The following is a 21710-nucleotide window of genomic DNA, read 5'->3' as shown; positions in this document are numbered from 1 at the left end:
CAGATGCTGGCATTTAGCCTATGTCTGTACGTGCGTTTGCCCGTGGAATCAGTACAATCGCGCACTTTTCACGGTGCATGGATGCCGTTCGGCTAGCGCTCTGCAGAAGGTCCATGTTTTGGCAAGTTACTCCCCCGCGTTGGTTCTGATTTCTTTATGTGTGGCCATTCTTGCTTCCTACACCGCCCTTGACCTCAGCGGTCGCATCGCCACGGCGCGCGGCCGTGCCGCTTACCTATGGATGGGGGGCGGTGCGCTGGCGATGGGGTTTGGTGTGTGGTCGATGCATTTTATCGGCATGCTCGCGCTGTCTTTGCCCATTGAGCTGGGCTACGACCTCGGGCTGACACTGTGGTCGTTGCTGGTGGCGATTCTTTCATCGGGGTTTGCCTTGTGGCTGGTCAGTCAACCGCGGCTGCCGGCGCTGCAACTGCTCTATGGCGCCCTGATCATGGGCGCGGGCATCAGCGCCATGCACTACAGCGGCATGGCGGCGTTGCGCATGCAGCCGGGGATCGACTACGACCCTGCGTTATTTGGTTTATCGCTGGTGATCGCCGTGGCGGCGTCGGCGGCCGCCCTGATAATAGCGTTCCGTTTGCGTCAACAAACGCCCTATGTGCGTCTGGCCCGGGCCGGGGCCGCAGTGGTCATGGGGCTGGCTATTGTTGGCATGCATTTCACCGGCATGGCGGCGGCGAGCTTCCCTGAGGGCAGTTTTTGCGGCGCAGCCCTGAACGGGCTGAGCGCCAAAGGGTTGGACAATCTGGTGCTGGTGGCAAGCCTGGCGGTGATGACCATCGCGCTGCTGACCTCGATCTTTGATGCCCGACTGGACGCCCGGACCGCCGCGTTGGCGCAGTCCCTGACCCTGGCCAATGAAGAGCTGACCCAACTGGCCTTGCACGACAACTTGACCGGCTTGCCCAATCGCATCCTGCTGGCCGACCGCATCGGGCAGGCCCAGCGCAAAGTGGCGGAACAGGGCGGTTGTTTTTCGTTGATGTTCATCGACCTGGATGGCTTCAAACCCGTCAACGATGCCTTTGGTCATCACTTGGGCGATCGCTTGCTGCGCGAAGTGGCGCTGCGTATGCGTCAAGAGTTGCGGGGTCAGGACACGCTGGCGCGCATAGGTGGCGACGAGTTCGTCATGCTGGTGCGACTGACCGAGGCCAATGACGCGCCGCAGGTGGCTGCGCGGCAGGTCAGCCTGCTGTCGCGCTCGTTTCAGGTGGATGAGCATCAACTGCAAATTTCCGCAAGCATCGGCATTGCGCTGTACCCCGGTAATGGCGTGACGGCTGAAGAGTTGCTCATGAACGCCGACGCGGCGATGTACCACGCCAAAGGTGCAGGCAAGAACGGCTACAGTTTTTTCGAGGTGTCGATGAACACCAATGCCCGCAAGCAATTGCAATTGCTCCAGGACTTGCGTCAGGCGCTGGCGCAGCAGCAGTTCAGTTTGCATTATCAGCCCAAGATGGATGCCAGCACCGGTCAGCCGATCGGAGCCGAGGCGCTGTTGCGCTGGGAGCATCCGCAGCAAGGGTTGTTGATGCCGGATGCGTTTATCGACGTGGCGGAAAAAACCGGTCTGATCATCCCTATCGGTGAGTGGGTGCTCAACGAAGCCTGTCGCCAGATGCGGGTGTGGTTCGACCAGGGTTACAGCCACTGGCGGGTGGCGGTGAATCTTTCGGCGTTGCAGTTTTGTCACAAGGGGCTGGTCGACAGCGTGGCCTGTGCGTTGGCCCGACATCAATTACCGGCTAATAGCCTGACCCTGGAAATCACCGAAACCACGGCCATGAACGACGCCGATGCCAGCATGACGGTGTTGCAGCAGCTGTCCCTGATGGGCGTCGACCTGTCCATCGACGATTTCGGCACCGGCTATTCAAGCCTGATGTACCTCAAACGCTTGCCCGCCAACGAGCTCAAGATCGACCGCGGGTTTGTCCGCGACCTGGAACACGACAGTGATGATGCGGCCATTGTGTCGGCCATTGTGGCGTTGGGTCAGGCATTAGGCTTGCGGATCGTGGCCGAGGGGGTGGAGACCGACACCCAGCAAAGTTTCCTGACCACGCTGGGTTGCGATGCGTTGCAGGGCTACCTGTTGGGGCACCCCAAGCCTGCGCAACAGTTCATGTCCGACATCCACCGCGTTCAGCAAACCTGCGCGGCTCCTGACGCCGCGAACTGACAAAGGCGTAACGCCCGGTTATTCTGGCCGCAGGTTTACACCGTGAATGGGGAACGCGTATTTATGGACAAAGTCATCGTGATCACCGGTGGCAGCCGTGGCATTGGCGCAGCGACGGCGCTGCTGGCTGCCCGGCAGGGTTACAAAATCTGCATTAATTATCTGGCGGACGACGCGGCGGCCCATGAGGTGCTGGAGCAGGTTCGGGCACTGGGCGCGCAGGCCATCAGCGTGCGGGCCGATGTTAGCAATGAAGACGAAGTCATCAGCCTGTTCCTGCGGGTGGATCAGGAACTGGGGCCGGTGACGGCGCTGGTCAACAATGCCGGTACGGTGGGGCACAAGTCGCGGCTTGAAGAGATGTCCGAGTTCCGCGTGCTGCACACCCTCAAAACCAATGTGCTGGGCCCGATCCTGTGCGCCAAGCACGCGGTGCTGCGCATGTCGCCCCGGTATGGCGGCCAGGGCGGCAACATCGTCAATGTGTCGTCGGTGGCTGCCCGGTTGGGGTCGCCGGGCGAATACGTCGACTATGCGGCGTCCAAAGGCGCACTGGACGCTTTCACCATTGGCCTGTCAAAAGAGCTGGCGGGTGAGGGTATCCGCGTCAACGCGGTGCGACCGGGGTACATTTTCACCGACTTCCACGCGCTGAGCGGAGATCCGGGCCGGGTCAGCAAACTCGAATCCATGATTCCCATGGGTCGGGGCGGGCGCCCGGAAGAAGTCGCGGAGGCGATCGTCTGGCTGCTGTCCGACAAAGCGTCCTACGCCACCGGCACCTTTGTGGACATGGCCGGCGGACGTTGACCCGCGCAGGCGGCTAAACGCGGATGCGTCTGTCATGCCGGTGAGGCCTGTGTCACCTTGCAATTCAGCTTGATATCACGATAATGCGACTTATTACTATTTGAGTCCGGTTGTCTTTATGAATTGTTCGAGTGGCACAGTCCCTATGAGCAAAAGCAGCGTTGACCCCATTACCCGTGCGGCTGTTGACTGGATGTTGTTGCTTGAATCCGGTCATGCCTGCCCGTCGGAACGTCAGGTGTTTAAAGCCTGGCTGGCTGAAAATCCCAAGCACCTCGCTGCATGGCTGCGCGTCGCCAATGTGCAACGGTTCAACCCGCGCACGCCCGCGGCCGACCCCGACCTGCTCAAGCTGGTGCAGCGCGCATTGGACGGGCGTTCCTTCTTCTCCCGGCATAAAGCCCTGCAACACGCGCTGTTGGCTTTTTTAGTCGGTTTGGGCGTGCTGGCGTCCGGGTTGTTGTGCCAGGGCTGAGGCCAGACTGATCGCTAACGGCAGGCGCGGCAGCAGGGTAGCCTGATACGCGTGGTAGAGGTCCGGTTTGCCCGGCCATATACGGGCCGAAGGCCGGTTGTGCGGGTCCAGTTCGTGATGCCAGCTGCCGTGCTCCCGATCGATCAGGTGCAGGTCGATAAAATCCCAGAAGCGTTGACCCCACTGCTCATATTCCGCTTCCCCCGTGCGCTGCCATAGCGCAGCGGCCGCTGCCGAGGCTTCGGCCAGGGTCCAGTGCAGACGTTCGCGAACCACCGGCCGGTTGTCCCAATCCAGTGTGTACACGATGCCGGGCTGGCCGTCGGCATTCCAGCCATGCTGGCATGCGCTGTGAAATAACTGCCGGGCATCGTCCAGTAGCCAATCGGGTGTCGGCATGCCACGTCGTGTGCGCGCCGCTTCCAGATGCAACAACAGACGCGCCCATTCGAAGGCATGGCCCGGGGTTTTGCCGAAGGGGCGGAACGGGTCGGCCGGATGGTCGCGGTTGTAGTCGGGCAGCGGTTGCCAGTGCTCATCAAAGTGTTCGACCGGCAGGTACCCGGCTTGAGCGGCCTGTACATGGATGACCCGCTCGGCGATCCGCAGGGCGCGGTCCAGCCACAGGTTTTCGTCCAGCACATCGGACAGCGCCAGAAAGGCTTCGACGCCGTGCATGTTGCTGTTGGCACCGCGATACGTTTCGCACGCGCTCCAGTCACCGGTGAAAGACTCTAGCAACGCGCCTTCGGCTTCGCTCCAGAACGTGTCTTCCAGCAGCTCCACGGCATCCCCGAGTAATTCGGCAGACCCTTGTCGGCCAGCCACCGCGGCCGAGCTGAAGGCCAGTGCCACAAAGGCATGCAGATAGGCTTGCTTGCGGGTGTTGCCATCGTGGGCGTGCGCGGTGGCGAACCAACCGCCATGACGGGCGTCGCGTAAAGGCCCTGCCAGTGCCGCCAGGCCGTGATCAATCAGTTGGGCACATTCAGGTAAACCTTGCAGGTGGGCGAGGGCGAAACTGTGCACCATGCGTGCCGTGGTCATGGTGTCGGCCAAGGCGTGATCGGGGCGCTGGCCAAAGGAGTCGAGACTGGTAAAACCATCCGTCACCCGGGCGGCCCGGGCGAAGTCCACCAGCCGTCGGCCCTGATCATGCAGCCATTGATGATGGGTCTGGCAAGCCATCCAGCCAGCGTCGGTGCGGGTGAGGTCGGACATGGGTCACCTGTGTTGTCATTGTTATTGCGCGTTGCAGCAGCCTAAGGGATAGCGCCGCGACTGCAAAGCTGAAAGGTTTCAGGTGCCGCAGGTTTCATCCTGGCGCAGGCCGGATCAGACTTCCGGCCCCCAGCGCTGGGACCAGTCGCCGTCCAGCTTGACGATGTCGCGCAGCAATTCCAGCGCCTGTTGCAAGGCCGGGCAATCGCGCTCGCGTGAGTACACCAGATAGGTCGGGTAACTGAATTCAGGCGCTTTGGGCACCCGCTCCAGGGCGCCGCTGTTGAGGTAGCTTTGCACCACCCGCGTGCGGAAATAGCCACTGCCGCCGTTCTCAAGGATGTAATGCAGCGCCACCGGCCCGAGGTTGAAACTGACGGCAGCCCGCGCCTTTTCCGGTAGGGCGGCATCGTGCTGAAGGCGGAAATCCTCCCCCCAGTCCACGTACACATAGGGATCAGGCCTCGCGGGGCGGCGGATCTGGATCAGCTTTTCCTCCAGCAACTGTTCCACCTGCACGCCGGGCCAGTAAGCAGGCCGGTACACCAGCGCGGCATCCAGCAAGCCCATTTCCACTTGCCGCAACAAATGCTCGCCATCGCGAATCTGCACCCGCACGGCATGGGAACTCAGGTGCTGGCGCAAGGCTTGGGTCCAGCTCAGGATCAGCGGGTTGCACAGGCTGACCTCGCCTGCGATATGCAGAACCTGGTCAAGCCCTTCGGGGCGCGGCAAATCGCGCCGTGCCGCTTCCCAGGTGTGCAGAAGCTGGTTGGCATACACCACAAACGCTTCGCCTTCGGGCGTTAATTTGGCCCCCGCGCGGTTGCGGATGAACAGCGTCACCCCCAGCAGGCTTTCGAGTTTTTGCACCCGCGCCGTGACGGCGGTCTGGGTGACATGCAGGTTCTGGGCAGCGCTGGCCAGGCTGCCGTAGCGAACAATCTCAAGGAAGGTGCGAGCCAGATCGAGGTCCATGGAGCGTGCCAACAAGCAAAGGGCCATCAGTGTAAGGGCTTTCCGTCGCAAATTCGAAAAATGGAGCGGATCTATTGGCCTGCATCAATGCTTATTTTTACGAATCGTCTAACGTTCCGGTCTTGGTTCCCAGTGACCAAGACCTCTGGCTGCCTAACACCCGGAGGCCCGCGCTAAGCAGTTCATACAAAGGACAACATAAGAAAATGGATGATTTGAACCGGCAGTACGACATTCAACCTTTAATGCAGGCGGACATGACCATCCTGCTCAATGGCCAGGCGGTCAGCGCCGCGCAAGGCGAGACTGTACTCAGTGTCTTGAACGCCGTCGGCGTACGTCAGGTGTCGGCCAACGACCATGGTCAGGCCAGCGGCGCCTATTGCGGCATGGGCGTGTGCTATTGCTGCCTGGTCAATATTGACGGGCGGCATAAACGCCGGGCCTGTCAGACCGTGGTGCGCCCCGGCATGAAGGTCGAAACCGGGCAAAACCGGGTCGCAGAACAGGAGAAAGCCCGATGAGCCTTAATCCTGTGATCGTCGGTGGTGGCCCGGCCGGCATGTCGGCTGCCATTGAACTGGCGCAGCACGGTGTGCAGAGCACCTTGCTGGAAGAAGCCTCGCGCCTGGGCGGTGTGGTTTATCGCGGGCCGTTGCGCGAAGGCGTGGAGCTCGACTATTTGGGCGAGCGTTACAAGCAAGCCCTGCACACGTTGCATGATGAATTCGCCGCGATTGCCCGGCATGTCGATGTGCGGCTCAACCATCGGGTGATTGGCGGTCAGGGCGTACAGCGCCTGCAACTGCTGGATGCTAACGAGCAGGTGCAGGAAATCGCCTTCCCGCAGTTACTGCTGTCGGCAGGCTGCCATGAGCGCAGCGTGCCTTTTCCGGGCTGGACCACCCCCGGCGTGATCATGCTCGGCGGTCTGCAACTGCAAATCAAAAGCGGTGTGGTCAAGCCCAAAGGCCCGGTGTTGATAGCCGGTACAGGGCCGCTGTTAATGTTGGTCGCCTGCCAATTGCACGCGGCGGGCGTGGAAGTGGCCGGCGTGTATGAAGCCTGTGAGTTCGGCCGCATCGCCAAAGAAAGCCTCGCGCTGCTCAATCAGCCGCAACTGTTCCTCGATGGCCTGAGCATGCTGGTGTACCTCAAGCGCCATGGCATTACCGTGCGGTATGGCTGGGGGGTGGTTGAGGCCATGGGCGACGGTGAGGTGCAAGCGGTCAAGGTGGCGCCCTACGACAGCCACTGGCAGGCAGACCTGAGCAAGGCTCAGACAGTGACAGCTCGCACCCTGGCGGTGGGCTACGGCTTCATTCCGCGTACCCAGCTCACCCAGCAAATGGGGCTCGAACACGCCTACAACGTGGACGGCTATCTGGCGGCCACCGCCAACAGCTGGCAGCAAAGCAGCCAGCCGGCGATTCACCTGGCAGGGGACGTCACCGGCCTGCGTGGCGGTGAAGCTGCCATGCTGACCGGACGCATCGCGGCCCTCTCGATCCTGATGCAGCGCGAGGTGCTCAGCGAACAGCAGGCCCTCGATCAGCGGCGGGCCTACCTGAGCAAGCTCAACACCATCGTGCGCTTTCGCGGCGGGATTGACCGTTACACCCAGCGCGGCACCCGTCAGATTGACTTGCCACAGGCCGACACGGTGGTGTGCCGTTGCGAGCACGTCACCCGCGCCGACATCGACCTGGCCCTGAGTCAGGGAGTGCAAGACATGGCCGGATTGAAAATGCGCACCCGGGTCAGCATGGGCGATTGCCAGGGGCGCATGTGCGTCGGCTATTGCAGCGACCGTCTGCGCGACGCCACCGGGCGCCAGGATGTGGGCTGGTTGCGCCCGCGCTTCCCGCTGGAACCCGTGCCATTTTCGGCCTTCACCAATGCCTGCAAGGATGCCTGACATGATCAAGACCTATGACGTAGTCATCGCCGGTGGCGGGGTGATCGGCGCCTCAATCGCCTATCACCTGTCGCGCCGCAAAGACCTGAAAATCGCCATGATCGACTGCAAGCGCCCCGGCAATGCCAGCCGCGCCTCGGCGGGCGGCCTGTGGGCCATCGGCGAGTCGGTGGGACTGGGCTGCGGGGTGATTTTTTTCCGCATGATGTCCGCCGAACGCAAGCGTGAAGCCCAGGGCTCTGCAGTGGTGGTGGACTCCAGCACGCCGCACATCCTGCCGGACTGCTTTTTCGACTTTGCCTTGCAGTCCAACGCGCTGTACCCGGGCCTGCATGAGGAGCTCAAAGAAAAACACGGCATGGACTTCAAGTTCGAGCGCACGGGGCTCAAGTACGTGATTTATGACGACGAAGACCGCCTCTACGCCGAGCACATCGTCGCCCATATTCCGCATTTGGCCCATGAAGTGCGCTGGCTCGACCAGGCCGCGCTGCGCGAGGCGGAGCCGAGTGTCAGCCACGATGCCCTGGGCGCACTGGAGTTTCTGTGCGACCACCAGGTCAGCCCGTTCCGCCTCACGGACGCCTACACCGAAGGCGCTCGCCAAAATGGCGTGGACCTGTATTTCAACACCAACGTCACCGGCGTGTTGCGCCAGGGTTCGAAAGTCATCGGCGTGCGCACCGACAATGAAGGGGTGTTCCACAGCAAAACCCTGATTAACGCGGCGGGTGCGTGGGCGGCCGAATTGAGCGTGATGGCCACTGACATGAGCATCCCGGTGGCCCCGGTCAAGGGCCAGATTGTGCTCACCGAGCGCATGCCCAAGTTGCTCAACGGCTGCCTGACCACCAGCGATTGCTACCTGGCGCAGAAGGACAACGGTGAAATCCTGATCGGCAGCACCACCGAAGACAAAGGCTTCGACGTCACCACCACCTTCCCGGAAATCAGCGGTCTGGTGCAGGGCGCCATGCGTTGCATACCGGAACTCAAGGACGTCAACCTCAAGCGCACCTGGGCTGGATTGCGCCCGGGCTCGCCGGATGAACTGCCGATTCTGGGGCCGATGGCGGGGGTGGAGGGGTATTTGAATGCCTGCGGTCACTTTCGCACGGGCATCCTGACGTCAGCCATCACCGGCGTCATGCTCGACGCCTTGGTGCGCAATGAGCCTTTGCCGCTGGACGTGACGCCGTTTCTGGCAGACCGTTTCGACCTGCAGCCGGTAAGGCTGTCTAACGTCATCGGCGGCTGACACACGCCTCAACGGTGGGTGCCAGCCAACTGGCGCCCACCGTCTTGACTGTCTGCCGCGCGTGTTAAAGCGCCTGCGTCTGGATGCGCTGGTAATGCATCTCGGACAGCACAAAGAACTCTTTGTCGATCAAAGCCCGAACGTCCACCAGCGACATGCCCCGGATTTGCGGCGCAAGCCGTATGCCGTAGTCTTCGATGCGCTTGATCGTGTCCGCACCGCGCCAAATCACCTGATACGCCAAGTAATAAATGGAATGCTCAGGTCGCAGTTGAATCCTGCGCCGGGTTAGTTGGTCCTTGAGCAAGGCCTCGTCGAACACATCCACCAACCCTTGGGTAACACGGTCGAGCAAGTGCTCAAGCCGCCACAATACGGCTTGTTTGTCCGTTTCCGAATACCCGTTCCAGCCCACAATTTCATGGTGAAAACGTTTGCATCCCCTGCACACAAGGTCACCAAAAACCGTTGAGCACAGCCCCACGCACGGGGTTTTGATTTTCTGGCTACACATAAGTATCAGTTTGAAAAAAGTGAGGGCCTCACCGGGCCGATAGGCTCAGTCCCAGCTTAACGCGCCGCCCGTCTGGTACTCGATGACGCGGGTTTCGAAGAAGTTCTTTTCTTTCTTCAAGTCCATGATTTCGCTCATCCACGGGAACGGGTTGGTGGTGCCGGGGTATTCTTCTTTCAAGCCGATCTGGGACAAGCGGCGGTTGGCGATGAACTTCAAATAGTCTTCCATCATGGCCGCATTCATGCCCAATACGCCGCGAGGCATGGTGTCGCGGGCATATTCGATTTCCAGTTGCGTGCCCTGCAAGATCATTTGCGCGGCTTCATCTTTAAGTTCGGCGTCCCACAAGTGCGGGTTTTCGAGTTTGATCTGATTGATCACATCAATGCCGAAGTTCAAGTGCATGGACTCGTCGCGCAAGATGTACTGAAACTGCTCCGCCACGCCATTCATTTTGTTGCGCCGCCCCATGGACAGGATCTGGGTAAACCCGCAATAGAAGAAAATACCTTCCAGCACGCAGTAGTAAGCGATCAGGTTCTTGAGCAACTCTTTGTCGTTCTCGACCGTACCGGTCTCAAACGTCGGATCGGAGATCGAACGCGTGTACTTCAAACCCCAGGTGGCCTTTTTCGCGACCGAGGGAATCTCGTGATACATGTTGAAAATTTCGCCTTCGTCCATCCCCAGCGACTCAATGCAGTACTGGTAGGCGTGGGTGTGAATCGCCTCTTCAAAGGCCTGGCGCAGGATGTATTGCCGGCACTCGGGGTTGGTAATCAACCGATACACCGCCAGCACCAGGTTATTGGCCACCAGCGAGTCGGCCGTCGAAAAGAACCCCAGGTTGCGCATCACGATGCGGCGCTCGTCATCGGTCAGCCCTTCAGGGCTTTTCCAGAGGGCGATGTCGGCGGTCATGTTGATTTCTTGCGGCATCCAGTGGTTCGCGCAACCGTCCAGGTACTTCTGCCAGGCCCAGTCGTACTTGAACGGCACCAACTGATTGAGGTCGGCGCGGCAGTTGATCATGCGTTTTTCATCGACCGCTACCCGTGCAGAGGCGCCTTCCAGCTCGGCCAGGCCTTCTGCGATGTCCAGTTGGTTCAGCGCGGCCTTGGCGCGCAGCGTGGCGGGTGTATCGTTAGCTGTCGCCTGACGTGCTTTGGCCGCCTCCTGATCGCCGACGCGGTTGAGTGCATCCAGCGCAGGCGAGGCGGGTCGCACTGCTGATGTGCCAGAGGCTTCGTTGTCAGAACTGTCCCAATTCAACATAGGGGTTTCCTTGCGGAGGAGGCGGGTACGGCCACGAACAGGCTCGTGGAATAGAGTGAGTCAAACGCTAAAAACACATCATGTAGTGTGTCTTTGTGTTTCTTGGCACACCATATAGTCGATACCCCGAAGGGTCAACCCGAAATTCCCGGCGGTTTGCGCGATCCAACGGGTGAATCTGATAGCCTTGGGCGACTTTTCCTTAGTGCAGGCCTGACATGGACTATTTCGCAGCGCTGAGTGCTTTTGTTGAGGCGGCACAGGCCAATAATTTTTCCCGGGCAGCCGAAAAACTGTCGATCAAAGCCTCGACGGTCTCGCGTTACATCAAGGACCTTGAGCAGGATCTGGGCATTGCCTTGTTCAACCGTTCAACCCGTACCTTGCGCCTGACCGAAGGCGGAGAGACGTTCCTGCACCATGCGTTGCGCGTGCTCGACGCGCTGGACCACGCCAAACAGGCAACGTCTTCGCTTAATCAGCACCCGCGTGGCCTGTTGAAACTGAATCTGCCCCCGGCGTTCGCCCGCCAGCACATCCTGCCGGTACTCGGTGAGTTCATGTCGCGCCATCCCGAAGTCCGACTGGACCTCACGTTGGACGACCACCACGTGAACCTGATCAATGCGGGGGTCGATCTGGCCGTGCGCATCGGGGTCTTGCCCGATTCCTCCCTCAAGGCGCGCAAGCTGGCCAATGAGCGCACGCTGGTGTGCGTCAGTGCGGCCTATGCCCGGCAACACGCGCCGCCGGCAACGCCCCAAGAGCTGAGTGGCGTGTTATTGAATGGCAATCTGCCGGATGAGGTGTTTTTCGTGCCCGCAGAAGGTTTTGCCCACGGGGTGCAGCGCGTGGCGGTGGCGGGGCCTTTGCGGATCAATGACCTGGAAGCGCAGTTGCGGGCGGTCGAACAAGGGTTGGGCGTGGCGTGCTTGCCCGACTGGCTGGTGGCCGGGCAACTGGCCTCGGGCGCGCTGGTTCAATGGTTTGCGCAGTGGCAGGTACAAGCGACGCACGTGCCTGCGTCGCTGTGGCTGGTGTACCCGCCCAAGCGCACCGTGTCTTCCAAGGTGCGCTGTTTCATCGACTTCATGGTCGAGCGGGTCGGCAGCCCGGCCTATTGGCAGCTCTGAGCGTCAGCTGAAACGGATATCCAGCGCCCGCAGGTAGGTTTGCAAGCCTGCGTCCTGAATAGGAATAAGAAAGGCCTCATCGTCCGACTCGTTGAAGTGCGCATGCCAGTAACCGGGCGGCGTGACAAACGCCAGGCCCGGCGCCCAGTCGACCCGGGTCGGATTACGGATCTGCCCGTTCTCGTCGATGTCCGTGCCCACCAGGGTGTAACACCCGGCCGGGCAATCAATGATGAAATCCAGTGCAATGGATTGGTGGCGATGGGGTTTTTGCACTGAACCGGTGGGCAAAATCCCGTACATCGCCCACAACACATGGGTCACCGTGCGTGTCTGGGGAAAATGCCGATTGCCCAGCAAGATACTGATCCGGCTCCGGTCCTGCGCCCGTGGGTCATCCGCCGCCTCACGCAGCTTGGCGTTGGCTGTTTGGGCCGGGTACAGCGTGGCGCTGAAGTGCTGTTGGGTGGGCGTGACGCCCAGATAACGCAACAGTGGCTCATCGTGAACGTAATAAAAACGTGCGTCTTCATGGGCACTCAGTTGCAGCTCTTCCAGCCCCGGCACGGCAATAAAGCAGCCTTTTTCCCATTCAAACGCCACATTGCCTTGCACCAACTCACCGCGTCCGGCGATGACATACAACACCTGGGACGTCGCCGTGGGGGCTAAGGTCAGGTGGTCACCGGCATTGAGCCGGATAAAATTCGCCAGCAGCCCCGGCCCGGTTGCCGGCCCTTCGCAGCCCAGCGCCTCACTCAGGTCTAAAGGGACAAGACGGCTAGGGCCAGTGTCATACAGCGAGGATGGAAAGTTCTGGTAAGGAATACGCGAAATCAACCCGGCACTGATCGGATTCGCGGCCTTGCTGTATTCGAAATATTCAGCGTCATGCTCGGCATCCAGCAGATCGACGTGGTGCAGTGAGGCGTTCAGGCTATTCATGCAAACCCCTTCTTCTTGTGAGTGGCATAACGGGTACAGGTGCAAGCCACTATACGAAGCGCGGGTCCGCCCATTAAGGCCTCAAACGGAACAGCAGTTGTGCAGGGAAGGGGTCATGCGGTTTGGCGCAGTGAAAAGTTAATTCGAAGATAAACGACTGCTCAGGTTAGTCAGGCTACTGTCCTGACTCGGGCTCGACCTAGTTATTAGGAGTTTCAGATGTAGAAGTCCAGATGTGAGCTGGCAGTTTCTGAATTGGCCGTCGTGAGGTCAGTTAAATTCAGTTAGTTATGTTGGCCTGCCAGAATTTTTGCCATCCTCAACTATCATTGCCTGCAAGCGACCACAGCACTCAATACCTTTTTTCTTGATCATTCCAATCATTATTGTAGTGTGTCGGCACAAGGCACGATCAATCTACCTGCGCTTATAACCGCCCTGACACGCTCATATAATGTTCGCCTTATATCGAAGGTCTTGTTGTGGCTACACCGTGGATCATAAGTGTTAGCGCTTATTTATGTGTTGGGTTCTAAGTGTGTATCGATATTATTAGGGGGTGTTGTTGTCGTTATTGATGTGGCTGAACAATAAGTGTGCGGTGTGTGGGTTGTAGGGTAATTAATGGTTTTTCAATGTTCGTTTTAAATATGATCGGGTCTGGTTTTTAGTTTTCTGAAGTTATAGTCTGGTGAGGTATGAAATGGGTATTTTCTTGTGGCTTAACGCCTCTGTAGGCATTAAATATTCAACGTTGAGTGTTTAAGCCGTTATTTAAATCTCCACGCGTGTAACGGGCTGCGCGGTGAGTACGTGGCGCTGATGTCGCATTGAACTCCGGCCTGCTTCTACCAGTCAGCACTCCAAGCCCACTCACAAACAGGTGCTGACACTCATGCAAATTTCTCTCGCGCAACAGGTGGCGCTGGTCACTGGCGGCAGTTCCGGGATTGGCGCGGCCAGTGCCCGGGCGCTGGCGGCGGCCGGTGCGGCGGTGGTGGTGCATTACAACGCGCAGGCGGAACCCGCGCAGGCGTTGGCGGCCGAGATCAAGGCGGCCGGGGGCAGGGCGATTGCTCTGGGCGGGGATGTGTCGAAAGAGGCGGACGTGGAGCGTTTGTTCGAGCAGACGCTGGAGACGTTCGGGTACCTGGACATTCTGCTGGCCAATTCGGGCATTCAGCAGGACGCCCCGGCAGTCGACATGACGCTGGAGCAATGGAACGCCGTCATCGGTGTCAACCTGACCGGGCAGTTTCTGTGCGCGCGGTCGGCGCTGCGGATCTTCAAGCGTCAGGGCATTCGCGAAGGGGTGTCGCGGGCGGCAGGCAAGATTATTCACATGAGTTCGGTGCACCAGGTGATTCCCTGGGCCGGGCATGTGAATTACGCAACCTCCAAAGGCGGGCTGGACATGCTCATGCGCAGTCTGGCGCAAGAAGTCAGCCATCACAAAATCCGCATCAATGGCATTGCGCCGGGGGCGATCCGTACGGCCATCAACCGTGATGTGACTGAAGGCGAAGCTGAACAGGCGCTCCTGAAGTTGATCCCCTACGGCCGCGTAGGCGAGGCCGAGGAGGTGGCCAACGCGGTGGTGTGGCTGGCCAGCGATATGTCCGATTACGTGGTGGGCAGCACGTTGTTTATTGATGGCGGCATGAGCCTTTATCCGGAGTTCCGTGGCAATGGTTAAACCCGATACCGACACCCAAAGTCACATCGAAGCCCACGGCATCATTGGCGACATGCGCACCGCCGCGCTGGTGAATGACAAGGGCAGTGTGGATTTTTTCTGCTGGCCGGAGTTCGACAGTCCGTCCCTCTTCTGCGCGTTGCTCGACAGCCCTGAGGCGGGCATCTTTCAGTTGGCACCGGACATGCCCGACGCCCGGCGTGAACAGATCTACCTGCCGGACACCAATGTTCTGCTGACCCGCTGGCTGGACAACGAGGCGGTGGTGGAGGTCACTGACCTGTTGCCCGTCAGTGATTGTGCCGATGAGTTGCCCGTGCTGATGCGCCGGGTGCGGGTGGTCAGTGGCCGGGCGACTTTCACGTTGCGCTGCGCGGTGCGTCATGACTACGCCCGTGCAGACACCCACGCCCGAGTAGAGGGCGCGGATGTGTGGTTTGAGGCCTCTGGCCAACCGGCGTTGCGCCTGGCAGCCAGCCAGCCGTTGAGCGTTGAGCATCAGGCGGCGTGCAGTACGTTCGCGCTGGCGCAAGGGCAGACCGCCGAGTTTGTCCTGGGCGCGGCTCAAGACCCGCGTGTCCGTGTGGGCAGCAGCGATTTGGCGTTGCAGCACACGGTGCAGTTTTGGCGGCAGTGGATTGCACAATCGACCTACCGCGGGCGCTGGCGCGAGATGATTAACCGCTCGGCACTGGCGCTCAAACTCCTGACGTCTCGCAAAGAGGGGGCGATTATTGCCGCCGCCACGTTTGGCTTGCCCGAAACCCGCGGCGGCGAGCGCAATTGGGACTACCGCTACACCTGGATTCGCGACGCTTCCTTCACGGTGTATGCGTTTGTCCGACTCGGTTTTGTCGAAGAAGCCAACAATTTCATGCGTTGGTTGCGCGGTCGTGTCGGGGATGGCTGCGACCAGCCGCTCAAACTCAACATCATGTATGGCATCGACGGTCGTCGTGAGCTGCCGGAGCGGGAGCTGACTCACCTGGCCGGCCACGGTGGCGCTACGCCTGTGCGCGTGGGCAATGGCGCGGTGGATCAAGTGCAATTGGACATCTATGGCGAGCTGCTGGACGCGGTGTATTTGACCAATAAGTACGGCGAGGCGATCAGCCATGAAGGCTGGCAGCACGTGACGCAACTTGTTGATGAGGTGTGTGAGGTCTGGGATCAGAAAGATGTAGGCATTTGGGAGATGCGCGGCGAGAAGCATCACTTTCTGCATTCACGGCTGATGTGCTGGGTGGCGCTGGACCGGGCCATCCGCCTGGCGTCAAAACGCTCGTTGCCCGCCCCCTTTGAGCGTTGGAACGCTGCGCGTCAGGCCATTCATGCCGATATCTGGGACAACTTCTGGGACGCTGAACGCGGGCACTTTGTGCAATACAAAGGCGGCACGGCGCTGGACGGCTCCATGTTGTTGATGCCGCTGGTGCGTTTTGTCGGCGCCACAGACCCGCGCTGGCTGGCGACCTTGCAGGCGATCGAACGCACGCTGGTGCGCGATGGCATGGTGTACCGCTATCTGAATGAGGAGGAGGGCATGGACGGCCTTGAAGGCACCGAAGGGGCGTTTGCGGCCTGTTCATTCTGGTACGTGGAATGTCTGGCGCGAGCCGGACAGGTAGAAAAGGCGCATCTGGAGTTCGAACAGTTGCTGCGTTATGCCAACCCGCTGGGCTTGTATGCCGAAGAGTTCGATTGCCACGCCCGGCATCTGGGCAACACGCCCCAGGCGCTGACGCATCTGGCGTTGATCAGCGCCGCCAGCTTCCTGGACCGCAAGCTCGATCATCAGAAAACCCAGTGGCAACCCTGAACGCACAAGCCCCGACGCAGTTGCGCCGGGGCTTGTCGGGTGAGGCCAGTGACGCTTAGAACGTGTACTTGGTGGTCAACATCAGGCTGCGCGGCTCACCGTAGTAGGTGGTGTTGAAGTTGCCCAGACCGGTGAGGTACTTCTTGTCGAACACGTTGTTGGCGTTGAGGTTGAACGTCAGGTGTTCGTTGTACTCGTAACGGGTCATCAGGTTGACCAGCGCGTAGCTGTCTTGCTCGATGATGTCGTAGTCGCCTTTGGCATTGTTGTAGATCTTGCCGTAGAACGGGCTTTGCCAGTTCACGCCACCGCCGACGGTGACCTTGTTCAACACGCCCGGCAGGCGGTAAGTGGTGAACAGTTTGGCCACGTTTTCAGGCTTGGTGGTTTCCAGCGGATAACCGTACACGCGCTCACCGTCGTCCGAGCGGGTCTGAGCGTAGGTGTAACCGGCGCTGATGTTCCAGTCCGGCATGATTTCACCGCTCAGCTCGAATTCCACACCCTTGGTGGTCGCACCGTCGAGGGATTCGAAAATGCCTTCGTTGGTATTGGGGTTGGTGCCGACCTGGATCGGCAGTTTCTTCTGCTCGGTGCGGAACGCCGCAATGCTGGCGTTCAGGCGACCGTCGAAATATTCGCTTTTGAGGCCGATTTCGTAGCTGTTGCCTTCCGTGGGCGCCAGGGTGGTGCCCGAAATGCTTCTGTCGGTGACCGGTTTGTAAATCGAGGTGTAGCTGGCGTACACCGAGTATGTGTCGTTGATGTCATACACGGCACCGGCGTAAGGCGTCACCCGGCCATGCTGTTTGGACGTGGTTTTGTTGTCCTCAAAGGTAGGCGGTGCCTGTACGTAGTACTTGTAGGTGCTGTTGTACTGGAAGTCGCTGACACGGCTGCCGAGGATCAAAGACAGGTCGTCGGTCGGTTTAAAGCGTGCGGCGATGTAAGCGCTGTTCTGGTTTTGATTGGTCTCGTACTTGCCGTTTTTCGGGAAGTCCGGCTTCGGGTATTTGCCCCTCCAGTCGAAAATACTGCCCGGCACTTTTTGGAACAGGCTGCCGTCAAAGGTTGCTCCGGTTTGACGGGACGCTTGGGAGGTATAGCCTACGACCAACTCATGTTCGCGGCCAAACAGGTTGAAGGGGCCGGTTGCGTTGAGATCGAATGTGTTCTGGACACGGTGGCCTTCCCATTTGCCCCAATAGAAGAACATGCCTTCACCCGTGACCGGATCGGGCATGTCGCCACTGGCCGATCCCAACTGTGTGTCGTGATCGTTGACCTGCTGGTTCAAGGTGCCTTTGATTTTCCAGTCATTGGCGAACCGGTGTTCCAGCGACGCGAACGTGGTACGCGCCTGCACGTCGCGACGGCTCCAGTCGGTGGCCGGATTGAACGAGCGGCTGAAATCGGTCTTGGTGTAGTTGGAGAAGTAGTACGGGTTGCCGGTCCAGGACGAGCCCCGCGGCTTGATGTCCTGGTAGTCCATGCCAAAGGTGAACAGCGTGTCGGGTGTGATGTCGGCTTCAAGAATGCCGTAGAACACCTGGTTCTTTTTTGAGTAATGGTCGAGGTAGGAATCGGCGTCCTGAAGCGCGGTGACGAAACGCCCGCGCACGCTGCCGTCTTCGTTCAGCGGTCCGGAAACATCGCCTTCAGTGCGGTAGTTGTCCCACGATCCCGCGCTGCCAGTGATCGAAGCCTTGAATTCACGGGTCGGTTTCTTACGGATCAGGTTGACGGTGGCTGAAGGCTCGCCTGAGCCCGACAAGAGGCCGGTTGCGCCTTTGACGATATCGACGCGGTCATACAAGGCCATGTCGACTTTGGTGGCGCCCTCGTCGAAAACGCCGTCGTACATCGAGTTAACGCCGTCGTACTGAAAGTTGGTGATGGCGTAACCGCGGGCCGAATACTCCATACGGTCGCTGTCATACGCCTGGGTCGAAATGCCCGGCGCGTTGCGTAGCACATCACCAATGCTCTGTGCGCCCTGGTCATCCATGTTCTGGCGGGTGACGACCGTCACGGTCTGTGGCGTTTCCCGAATCGAGAGCGGCAGTTTGGTCGAACTGCTGGTGGCGCCCGTTGTGTAGGAACCTGTGCCTTCGGTGGTCAGCGAATTACCCAGGCCCTGCCCGGAAATGGTCGTAGCCCCCAGCTCCAGCCCTTTGCCCTGTGGCGCGTTGAGGATGACGGTGTTGCCGTTGAGCTGGTAGGACATGCCGCTGCCTTGCAGCAGGGTTTCCAGGGCTTTGACCGGTTCCAGCGAACCGGACACGGAATGCGATTTGATCCCTTGAACCTGATCGGCGCTGTACAGGATCTGCAGGTTGGCCTGCTTGCCCAGTTCGTTCAGCGCGTTGGCCAGCGATTGTGCCGGGATGTTCAAGGCCACCGGGGCCGCTTGAGCAAGGGATGAACCCAGCAGCACCGAGGCTACCAACGCACTGGACAACAGCGTGCGGCGAACGGTCTGGCGCTGGGTAGCGATCGAAAGCGGGGTCCGTCTCAAGTTTGGTCGTTGCATTACGTGCCGAAGCTCCGAAGGAGGGGATTATTGTTTGTTAATGGGAATAGTTATTAGACGCAGCGCGATTGAGAAACCGGAAAGAAGTTCCTGAAATAGCGAAGATTTATTTTTTCAGCACGGTCTCCCTGCAGGCATCAGCACGTTAACGCCTACAGGGAAGGGGCTTCAGGCGGGTACCAGCGCCGTGCTGACCTTGCCGCTGTCCATGCGCACCAATTGGTCGGCGACGTCGAAATAACGGTCGTCGTGGGAAATGACGATGATGGTCTTGCCCAATCGCTTCAGGTCCGGCAACAGTTCGGTGTAGAAAATCCTGCGGAACGTCGGGTCCTGATCGGCCGCCCATTCATCAAACACCAGCACCGGGCGCTCTTCGAGCCAGGCGTTGACCAATGCCAGGCGCTTGCGCTGGCCGGTCGACAGGTCGGTGGTGCTGAACTGACCGTCGTTGATGCTGACCTTGTGGGAGATTTCGAGACGCTTGAGGTACTGCTCGGCATCCTGCGGGATGTGCATGTCGCCCTGCACCACGTCGTCGAACAGGTAGTAATCGGCAAAAATCGTCGTGAACAGCTGCCGGTAATCGTCGCGGCTTTGGGCCGTCACGGCATGCCCGTTGAGGCGTATTTCGCCCTGTTGGGGGGCGTACAGGCCCAGCAACAGCTTGATCAGCGTGGTTTTGCCGCAGCCGTTTTCACCAACGATGAACACAATGTCGCCCTGATTGACCGTCAGGTTGACCGGCCCCAGACGAAACGGCGCGCTGCCGTCCACAGGCGGGAAGCTGTAGCCCACATCCACCAGCTCCAGGCGCTTGACGGTCTTGTCCTGGGCAGCGGGTTCACTGAGCAGCAGGTGCGGTTCAGGGGAGTTGAACTGCTCGGAGAGGTCTGCAATGCGGCGGAAGGCGATTTGCGCCCGGCTGATGATCGGCAGGGTGCTGATGAGGTGCTCCAGCGGGCCTTTCATGTACAGCAACACCAGTACAAAGCCGCTGATCACACCGGGGTTGGCACTGGGCCACACCGATTGCATGGCCAGCGCCAGGCCAATGACCACGAAGAACAGCATCGAGCCCAGGCTTTTGGCAATCACGAAGGTGTTGATCGAGCGCACCTGAATGTCGCAGATTTTTTGCGCCGTGCGCTGGATGCCCGCAACGAACATGCGCTGGCGACGCGGGCGGTGTATGCGCAGTTCCTTGGCGCCTTCGGCAATGGCGTTGTAGTGCTTTTGCAAATCGTCTTCGGCTTCGCGGGCTTCATTGAAGCCGTTCAGGCCGTAGCCGCGTGCGATGTACTGGATCACTGTGCCGATCACGATGGCCACCAGCATCATCAGGAACATCGGCCACGAGAGCATGGCCAGGTAGCCCATGCAGCCGAGCGTTACCGTCAGGGAAATCGCCAGTGGCGCAAAGGCAAAGGCGAAGTCGCTGATAGTGTCGACATCATGGGTCAGGACGGGGATCAGGCGATGGCTGCGATAGCGCTCGATCTGCGCGATCGGCGCTGACAGGACCTTCTCCCCCAGCTCTTTGCGCAGCCGGGCGATGATGTGCTGGCCGACATAGTTGCTGCCGATGTCCGAACAAATGGTGCTGATCAGCGCCAGTACGCACAGCCCGGCAAACAGGGCGACCACCTGCTGGGTCAGGCCACCCTCGGTGTGCAAGGCACTGTTGATGGTGGCCAGCAACACCGTGACGCTCAGGCCGCCGACCATGCCGAGCAGGATGGACAAGCTGACAATGAGCCGGAACGGCTTGAGCAGATGGAACAGTTCTCGAAGAACCCCGGGGTTGGGTCGGGGCGTGGCGGGCTGGCTCATAAACAAGAGTTCCTTGGATCAAGGTAAGGACAGTCTCTTGTGAACGAGTGATTGGGCCATGGATTTAACGTGGGTCAGTGCCGAGCCGCGAGGCGGCGGTTCAGGGCAAAGGGATCGTTCACTGCGCGTGCGTCGCTCGATCAGGCAAGCCCGGCACCTTGACGCTGCCCCGCACAGCTTGTCAGCGATGACGGGGCAGTGCCCACCCGGACGTTAAAGCTCGCGCTGTACCCGCATGCCCACCCAGTCTCCCCGTGTCTGCGGGTAGATGTCATTGCGGTTGCCGGAGCGGGAGAAGACCGGCGCCTCGCCCCAGTCGTTGCCGCGTATCTGGCGCAGTTCGCAGGTGCTGTCCGTCACCCAGGCGCTGCCGTCGGTGGGGGCGCCCACGTAGTCGTTGTGTTTGCAGTCTTCCAGCCACTCGTACACGTTGCCGTGCATGTCATACACGCCAAACGCATTGGGCGGGTAGCTGCCCACGGGAGAGGTGTAGCTGTAGCCATCCGTCGGGCCGTACGTGTTGGCATGTTTGGCGATGCTGTAGGCCTTGCCTTCATCCATAGGGAAGGGGAATGGGCCGGTGGAGCCTGCCCGGGCGGCATACTCGCGGGTGGCTTCGCTGACCATGCGGTAGGGTTTGCCCGTCTTTTTCGACAGCCAACTGACGTAGTGTTGGGCATCGTCGAAGTCCATGCACACTGCCGGTTGGCGTGGACCCTGCGGGTAGCGCGGCTTGCTGGCAATGCACTCGCGTCCCGGGCGGTCGTCGCCGTCGGCAATCTTGACCCCGGTGTCCTTGATGTAGGCGTCAAATTCGGCGGCCGTGACCTGGAAGCGGCTGATGGCCAGTGGCTTGCTGAACGTCACCTTGTGCAGCGGCCCCTCATCGGGTTCGCGGCCGACTTCATCGTCCGGGGTGCCCATCATGAAGCTGCCCGTGGGCAACACCACCATCTGCGGGCAGTCCTTGCAGTCCTTGAACACCGTCCCCGGCCTGGCCGGTTCGTCTGCGTGGGCAAGGGCGGGCAGGCTGCACAACAGGGCAGCCAGCGAGAAGCGATACAGCGGATTCAGCGTCAACATGGTCAGC

The 21710-nt window shown here is 60.0% G+C and carries 17 protein-coding genes; 9 read left to right on the top strand and 8 right to left on the bottom strand.

Annotation, left to right across the window (positions count from 1 at the left end; translation table 11 throughout):
* Positions 1 to 118: 118 nt before the first annotated feature.
* The 3 genes from V6F78_RS06050 to V6F78_RS06040 all read left to right on the top strand — a co-directional run bounded on the left by V6F78_RS06050 (position 119) and on the right by V6F78_RS06040 (position 3494).
* Positions 119 to 2209: a putative bifunctional diguanylate cyclase/phosphodiesterase gene (locus V6F78_RS06050; protein ID WP_332726827.1), complete on the top strand. Its 2091-nt coding sequence runs from the start codon at positions 119 to 121 to the stop codon at positions 2207 to 2209.
* A 63-nt stretch (positions 2210 to 2272) separates the two neighbouring features.
* Positions 2273 to 3019, top strand: coding sequence for an SDR family oxidoreductase (locus V6F78_RS06045; protein WP_047275617.1), 747 nt, complete (start codon positions 2273 to 2275; stop codon positions 3017 to 3019).
* 145 nt (positions 3020 to 3164) lie between these two features.
* Positions 3165 to 3494: a DUF4880 domain-containing protein gene (locus tag V6F78_RS06040; protein ID WP_047275615.1), complete on the top strand. Its 330-nt coding sequence runs from the start codon at positions 3165 to 3167 to the stop codon at positions 3492 to 3494.
* Here the strand turns inward: V6F78_RS06040 and V6F78_RS06035 are convergent.
* Positions 3447 to 4715, bottom strand: a complete 1269-nt coding sequence (locus V6F78_RS06035; RefSeq protein ID WP_047294334.1) for a D-mannose isomerase — start codon at positions 4713 to 4715, stop codon at positions 3447 to 3449. The genes V6F78_RS06040 and V6F78_RS06035 overlap by 48 nt on opposite strands.
* Before the next feature lie 114 nt (positions 4716 to 4829).
* Positions 4830 to 5693: a LysR family transcriptional regulator gene (locus V6F78_RS06030; protein ID WP_047280922.1), complete on the bottom strand. Its 864-nt coding sequence runs from the start codon at positions 5691 to 5693 to the stop codon at positions 4830 to 4832.
* A gap of 206 nt (positions 5694 to 5899) precedes the next feature.
* Between V6F78_RS06030 and hcnA the strand changes: the two genes are divergently transcribed.
* From hcnA to hcnC, 3 genes are read left to right on the top strand one after another with little or no spacing between them, the layout of a single operon-like run.
* The gene (gene hcnA / locus V6F78_RS06025; RefSeq protein ID WP_047275611.1) at positions 5900 to 6217 is read left to right on the top strand and encodes a cyanide-forming glycine dehydrogenase subunit HcnA; all 318 of its coding nucleotides are present in this window, start codon (positions 5900 to 5902) and stop codon (positions 6215 to 6217) included.
* A complete protein-coding gene (gene hcnB / locus V6F78_RS06020) occupies positions 6214 to 7611 on the top strand; it encodes a cyanide-forming glycine dehydrogenase subunit HcnB (protein WP_047294333.1) in 1398 nt (465 codons plus the stop codon). Before hcnA ends, hcnB begins: the two co-directional genes overlap by 4 nt.
* A gap of 1 nt (position 7612) precedes the next feature.
* Positions 7613 to 8869: a cyanide-forming glycine dehydrogenase subunit HcnC gene (gene hcnC, locus V6F78_RS06015; RefSeq protein ID WP_047294331.1), complete on the top strand. Its 1257-nt coding sequence runs from the start codon at positions 7613 to 7615 to the stop codon at positions 8867 to 8869.
* Positions 8870 to 8933: 64 nt separating this feature from the next.
* Here the strand turns inward: hcnC and V6F78_RS06010 are convergent, their stop codons facing one another.
* Complete coding sequence (locus V6F78_RS06010) at positions 8934 to 9383, bottom strand: DUF1289 domain-containing protein (protein ID WP_047275605.1); 450 nt, start codon at positions 9381 to 9383, stop codon at positions 8934 to 8936.
* Positions 9384 to 9428: 45 nt separating this feature from the next.
* Positions 9429 to 10661, bottom strand: a complete 1233-nt coding sequence (locus V6F78_RS06005; RefSeq protein WP_047294329.1) for a ribonucleotide-diphosphate reductase subunit beta — start codon at positions 10659 to 10661, stop codon at positions 9429 to 9431.
* Between the two features lie 218 nt (positions 10662 to 10879).
* Here V6F78_RS06005 and V6F78_RS06000 point away from each other — a divergent pair, with 218 nt between their 5' ends.
* A complete protein-coding gene (locus V6F78_RS06000; RefSeq protein ID WP_332726826.1) occupies positions 10880 to 11794 on the top strand; it encodes a LysR family transcriptional regulator in 915 nt (304 codons plus the stop codon).
* Between the two features lie 3 nt (positions 11795 to 11797).
* Here the strand turns inward: V6F78_RS06000 and V6F78_RS05995 are convergent, their stop codons facing one another.
* Positions 11798 to 12739: a cupin gene (locus V6F78_RS05995; protein WP_332726825.1), complete on the bottom strand. Its 942-nt coding sequence runs from the start codon at positions 12737 to 12739 to the stop codon at positions 11798 to 11800.
* Positions 12740 to 13634: 895 nt separating this feature from the next.
* Between V6F78_RS05995 and V6F78_RS05990 the strand changes: the two genes are divergently transcribed.
* Together V6F78_RS05990 and V6F78_RS05985 are read left to right on the top strand one after the other, a co-directional pair.
* Positions 13635 to 14435 (top strand): glucose 1-dehydrogenase, encoded by an 801-nt coding sequence (locus tag V6F78_RS05990; protein ID WP_047275597.1) that lies wholly within the window; start codon positions 13635 to 13637, stop codon positions 14433 to 14435.
* A complete protein-coding gene (locus V6F78_RS05985) occupies positions 14428 to 16254 on the top strand; it encodes a glycoside hydrolase family 15 protein (protein ID WP_094991147.1) in 1827 nt (608 codons plus the stop codon). The genes V6F78_RS05990 and V6F78_RS05985 overlap by 8 nt, the downstream gene beginning before the upstream one ends.
* A gap of 55 nt (positions 16255 to 16309) precedes the next feature.
* Here the strand turns inward: V6F78_RS05985 and V6F78_RS05980 are convergent, their stop codons facing one another.
* From V6F78_RS05980 to pvdO, 3 genes are all read right to left on the bottom strand, one after another.
* A complete protein-coding gene (locus V6F78_RS05980) occupies positions 16310 to 18787 on the bottom strand; it encodes a TonB-dependent siderophore receptor (protein WP_332726824.1) in 2478 nt (825 codons plus the stop codon).
* 168 nt (positions 18788 to 18955) lie between these two features.
* Positions 18956 to 20620 carry a cyclic peptide export ABC transporter gene (locus V6F78_RS05975; protein ID WP_095008674.1) on the bottom strand — a complete coding sequence of 555 codons (1665 nt, stop codon included), beginning with the start codon at positions 20618 to 20620 and terminating at the stop codon, positions 18956 to 18958.
* Between the two features lie 213 nt (positions 20621 to 20833).
* On the bottom strand, positions 20834 to 21703 hold the full coding sequence (gene pvdO, locus V6F78_RS05970; RefSeq protein ID WP_047294423.1) for a dihydropyoverdine dehydrogenase: 870 nt from the start codon (positions 21701 to 21703) through the stop codon (positions 20834 to 20836).
* Positions 21704 to 21710 lie beyond the last annotated feature (7 nt).

It is taken from the genome of Pseudomonas sp. ESBL9 (assembly GCF_036668715.1).
Classification (GTDB): Bacteria; Pseudomonadota; Gammaproteobacteria; order Pseudomonadales; family Pseudomonadaceae; genus Aquipseudomonas; species Aquipseudomonas lundensis.
This window is presented reverse-complemented; position numbering and strand designations above follow the sequence as displayed.

What these genes read in the sequence shown, in the direction of transcription:
- V6F78_RS06045 (WP_047275617.1), top strand. Translation starts at nt 2,273, where the DNA reads ATGGACAAAGTCATCGTGATCACCGGTGGCAGCCGTGGCATTGGCGCA.
- V6F78_RS06040 (WP_047275615.1), top strand. Translation starts at nt 3,165, where the DNA reads ATGAGCAAAAGCAGCGTTGACCCCATTACCCGTGCGGCTGTTGACTGG.
- V6F78_RS06035 (WP_047294334.1), bottom strand. Translation starts at nt 4,715, where the DNA reads ATGTCCGACCTCACCCGCACCGACGCTGGCTGGATGGCTTGCCAGACC.
- V6F78_RS06030 (WP_047280922.1), bottom strand. Translation starts at nt 5,693, where the DNA reads ATGGACCTCGATCTGGCTCGCACCTTCCTTGAGATTGTTCGCTACGGC.
- hcnA (WP_047275611.1), top strand. Translation starts at nt 5,900, where the DNA reads ATGGATGATTTGAACCGGCAGTACGACATTCAACCTTTAATGCAGGCG.
- hcnB (WP_047294333.1), top strand. Translation starts at nt 6,214, where the DNA reads ATGAGCCTTAATCCTGTGATCGTCGGTGGTGGCCCGGCCGGCATGTCG.
- hcnC (WP_047294331.1), top strand. Translation starts at nt 7,613, where the DNA reads ATGATCAAGACCTATGACGTAGTCATCGCCGGTGGCGGGGTGATCGGC.
- V6F78_RS06010 (WP_047275605.1), bottom strand. Translation starts at nt 9,383, where the DNA reads ATGTGTAGCCAGAAAATCAAAACCCCGTGCGTGGGGCTGTGCTCAACG.
- V6F78_RS06005 (WP_047294329.1), bottom strand. Translation starts at nt 10,661, where the DNA reads ATGTTGAATTGGGACAGTTCTGACAACGAAGCCTCTGGCACATCAGCA.
- V6F78_RS06000 (WP_332726826.1), top strand. Translation starts at nt 10,880, where the DNA reads ATGGACTATTTCGCAGCGCTGAGTGCTTTTGTTGAGGCGGCACAGGCC.
- V6F78_RS05995 (WP_332726825.1), bottom strand. Translation starts at nt 12,739, where the DNA reads ATGAATAGCCTGAACGCCTCACTGCACCACGTCGATCTGCTGGATGCC.
- V6F78_RS05990 (WP_047275597.1), top strand. Translation starts at nt 13,635, where the DNA reads ATGCAAATTTCTCTCGCGCAACAGGTGGCGCTGGTCACTGGCGGCAGT.
- V6F78_RS05985 (WP_094991147.1), top strand. Translation starts at nt 14,428, where the DNA reads ATGGTTAAACCCGATACCGACACCCAAAGTCACATCGAAGCCCACGGC.
- V6F78_RS05980 (WP_332726824.1), bottom strand. Translation starts at nt 18,787, where the DNA reads ATGCAACGACCAAACTTGAGACGGACCCCGCTTTCGATCGCTACCCAG.
- V6F78_RS05975 (WP_095008674.1), bottom strand. Translation starts at nt 20,620, where the DNA reads ATGAGCCAGCCCGCCACGCCCCGACCCAACCCCGGGGTTCTTCGAGAA.
- pvdO (WP_047294423.1), bottom strand. Translation starts at nt 21,703, where the DNA reads ATGTTGACGCTGAATCCGCTGTATCGCTTCTCGCTGGCTGCCCTGTTG.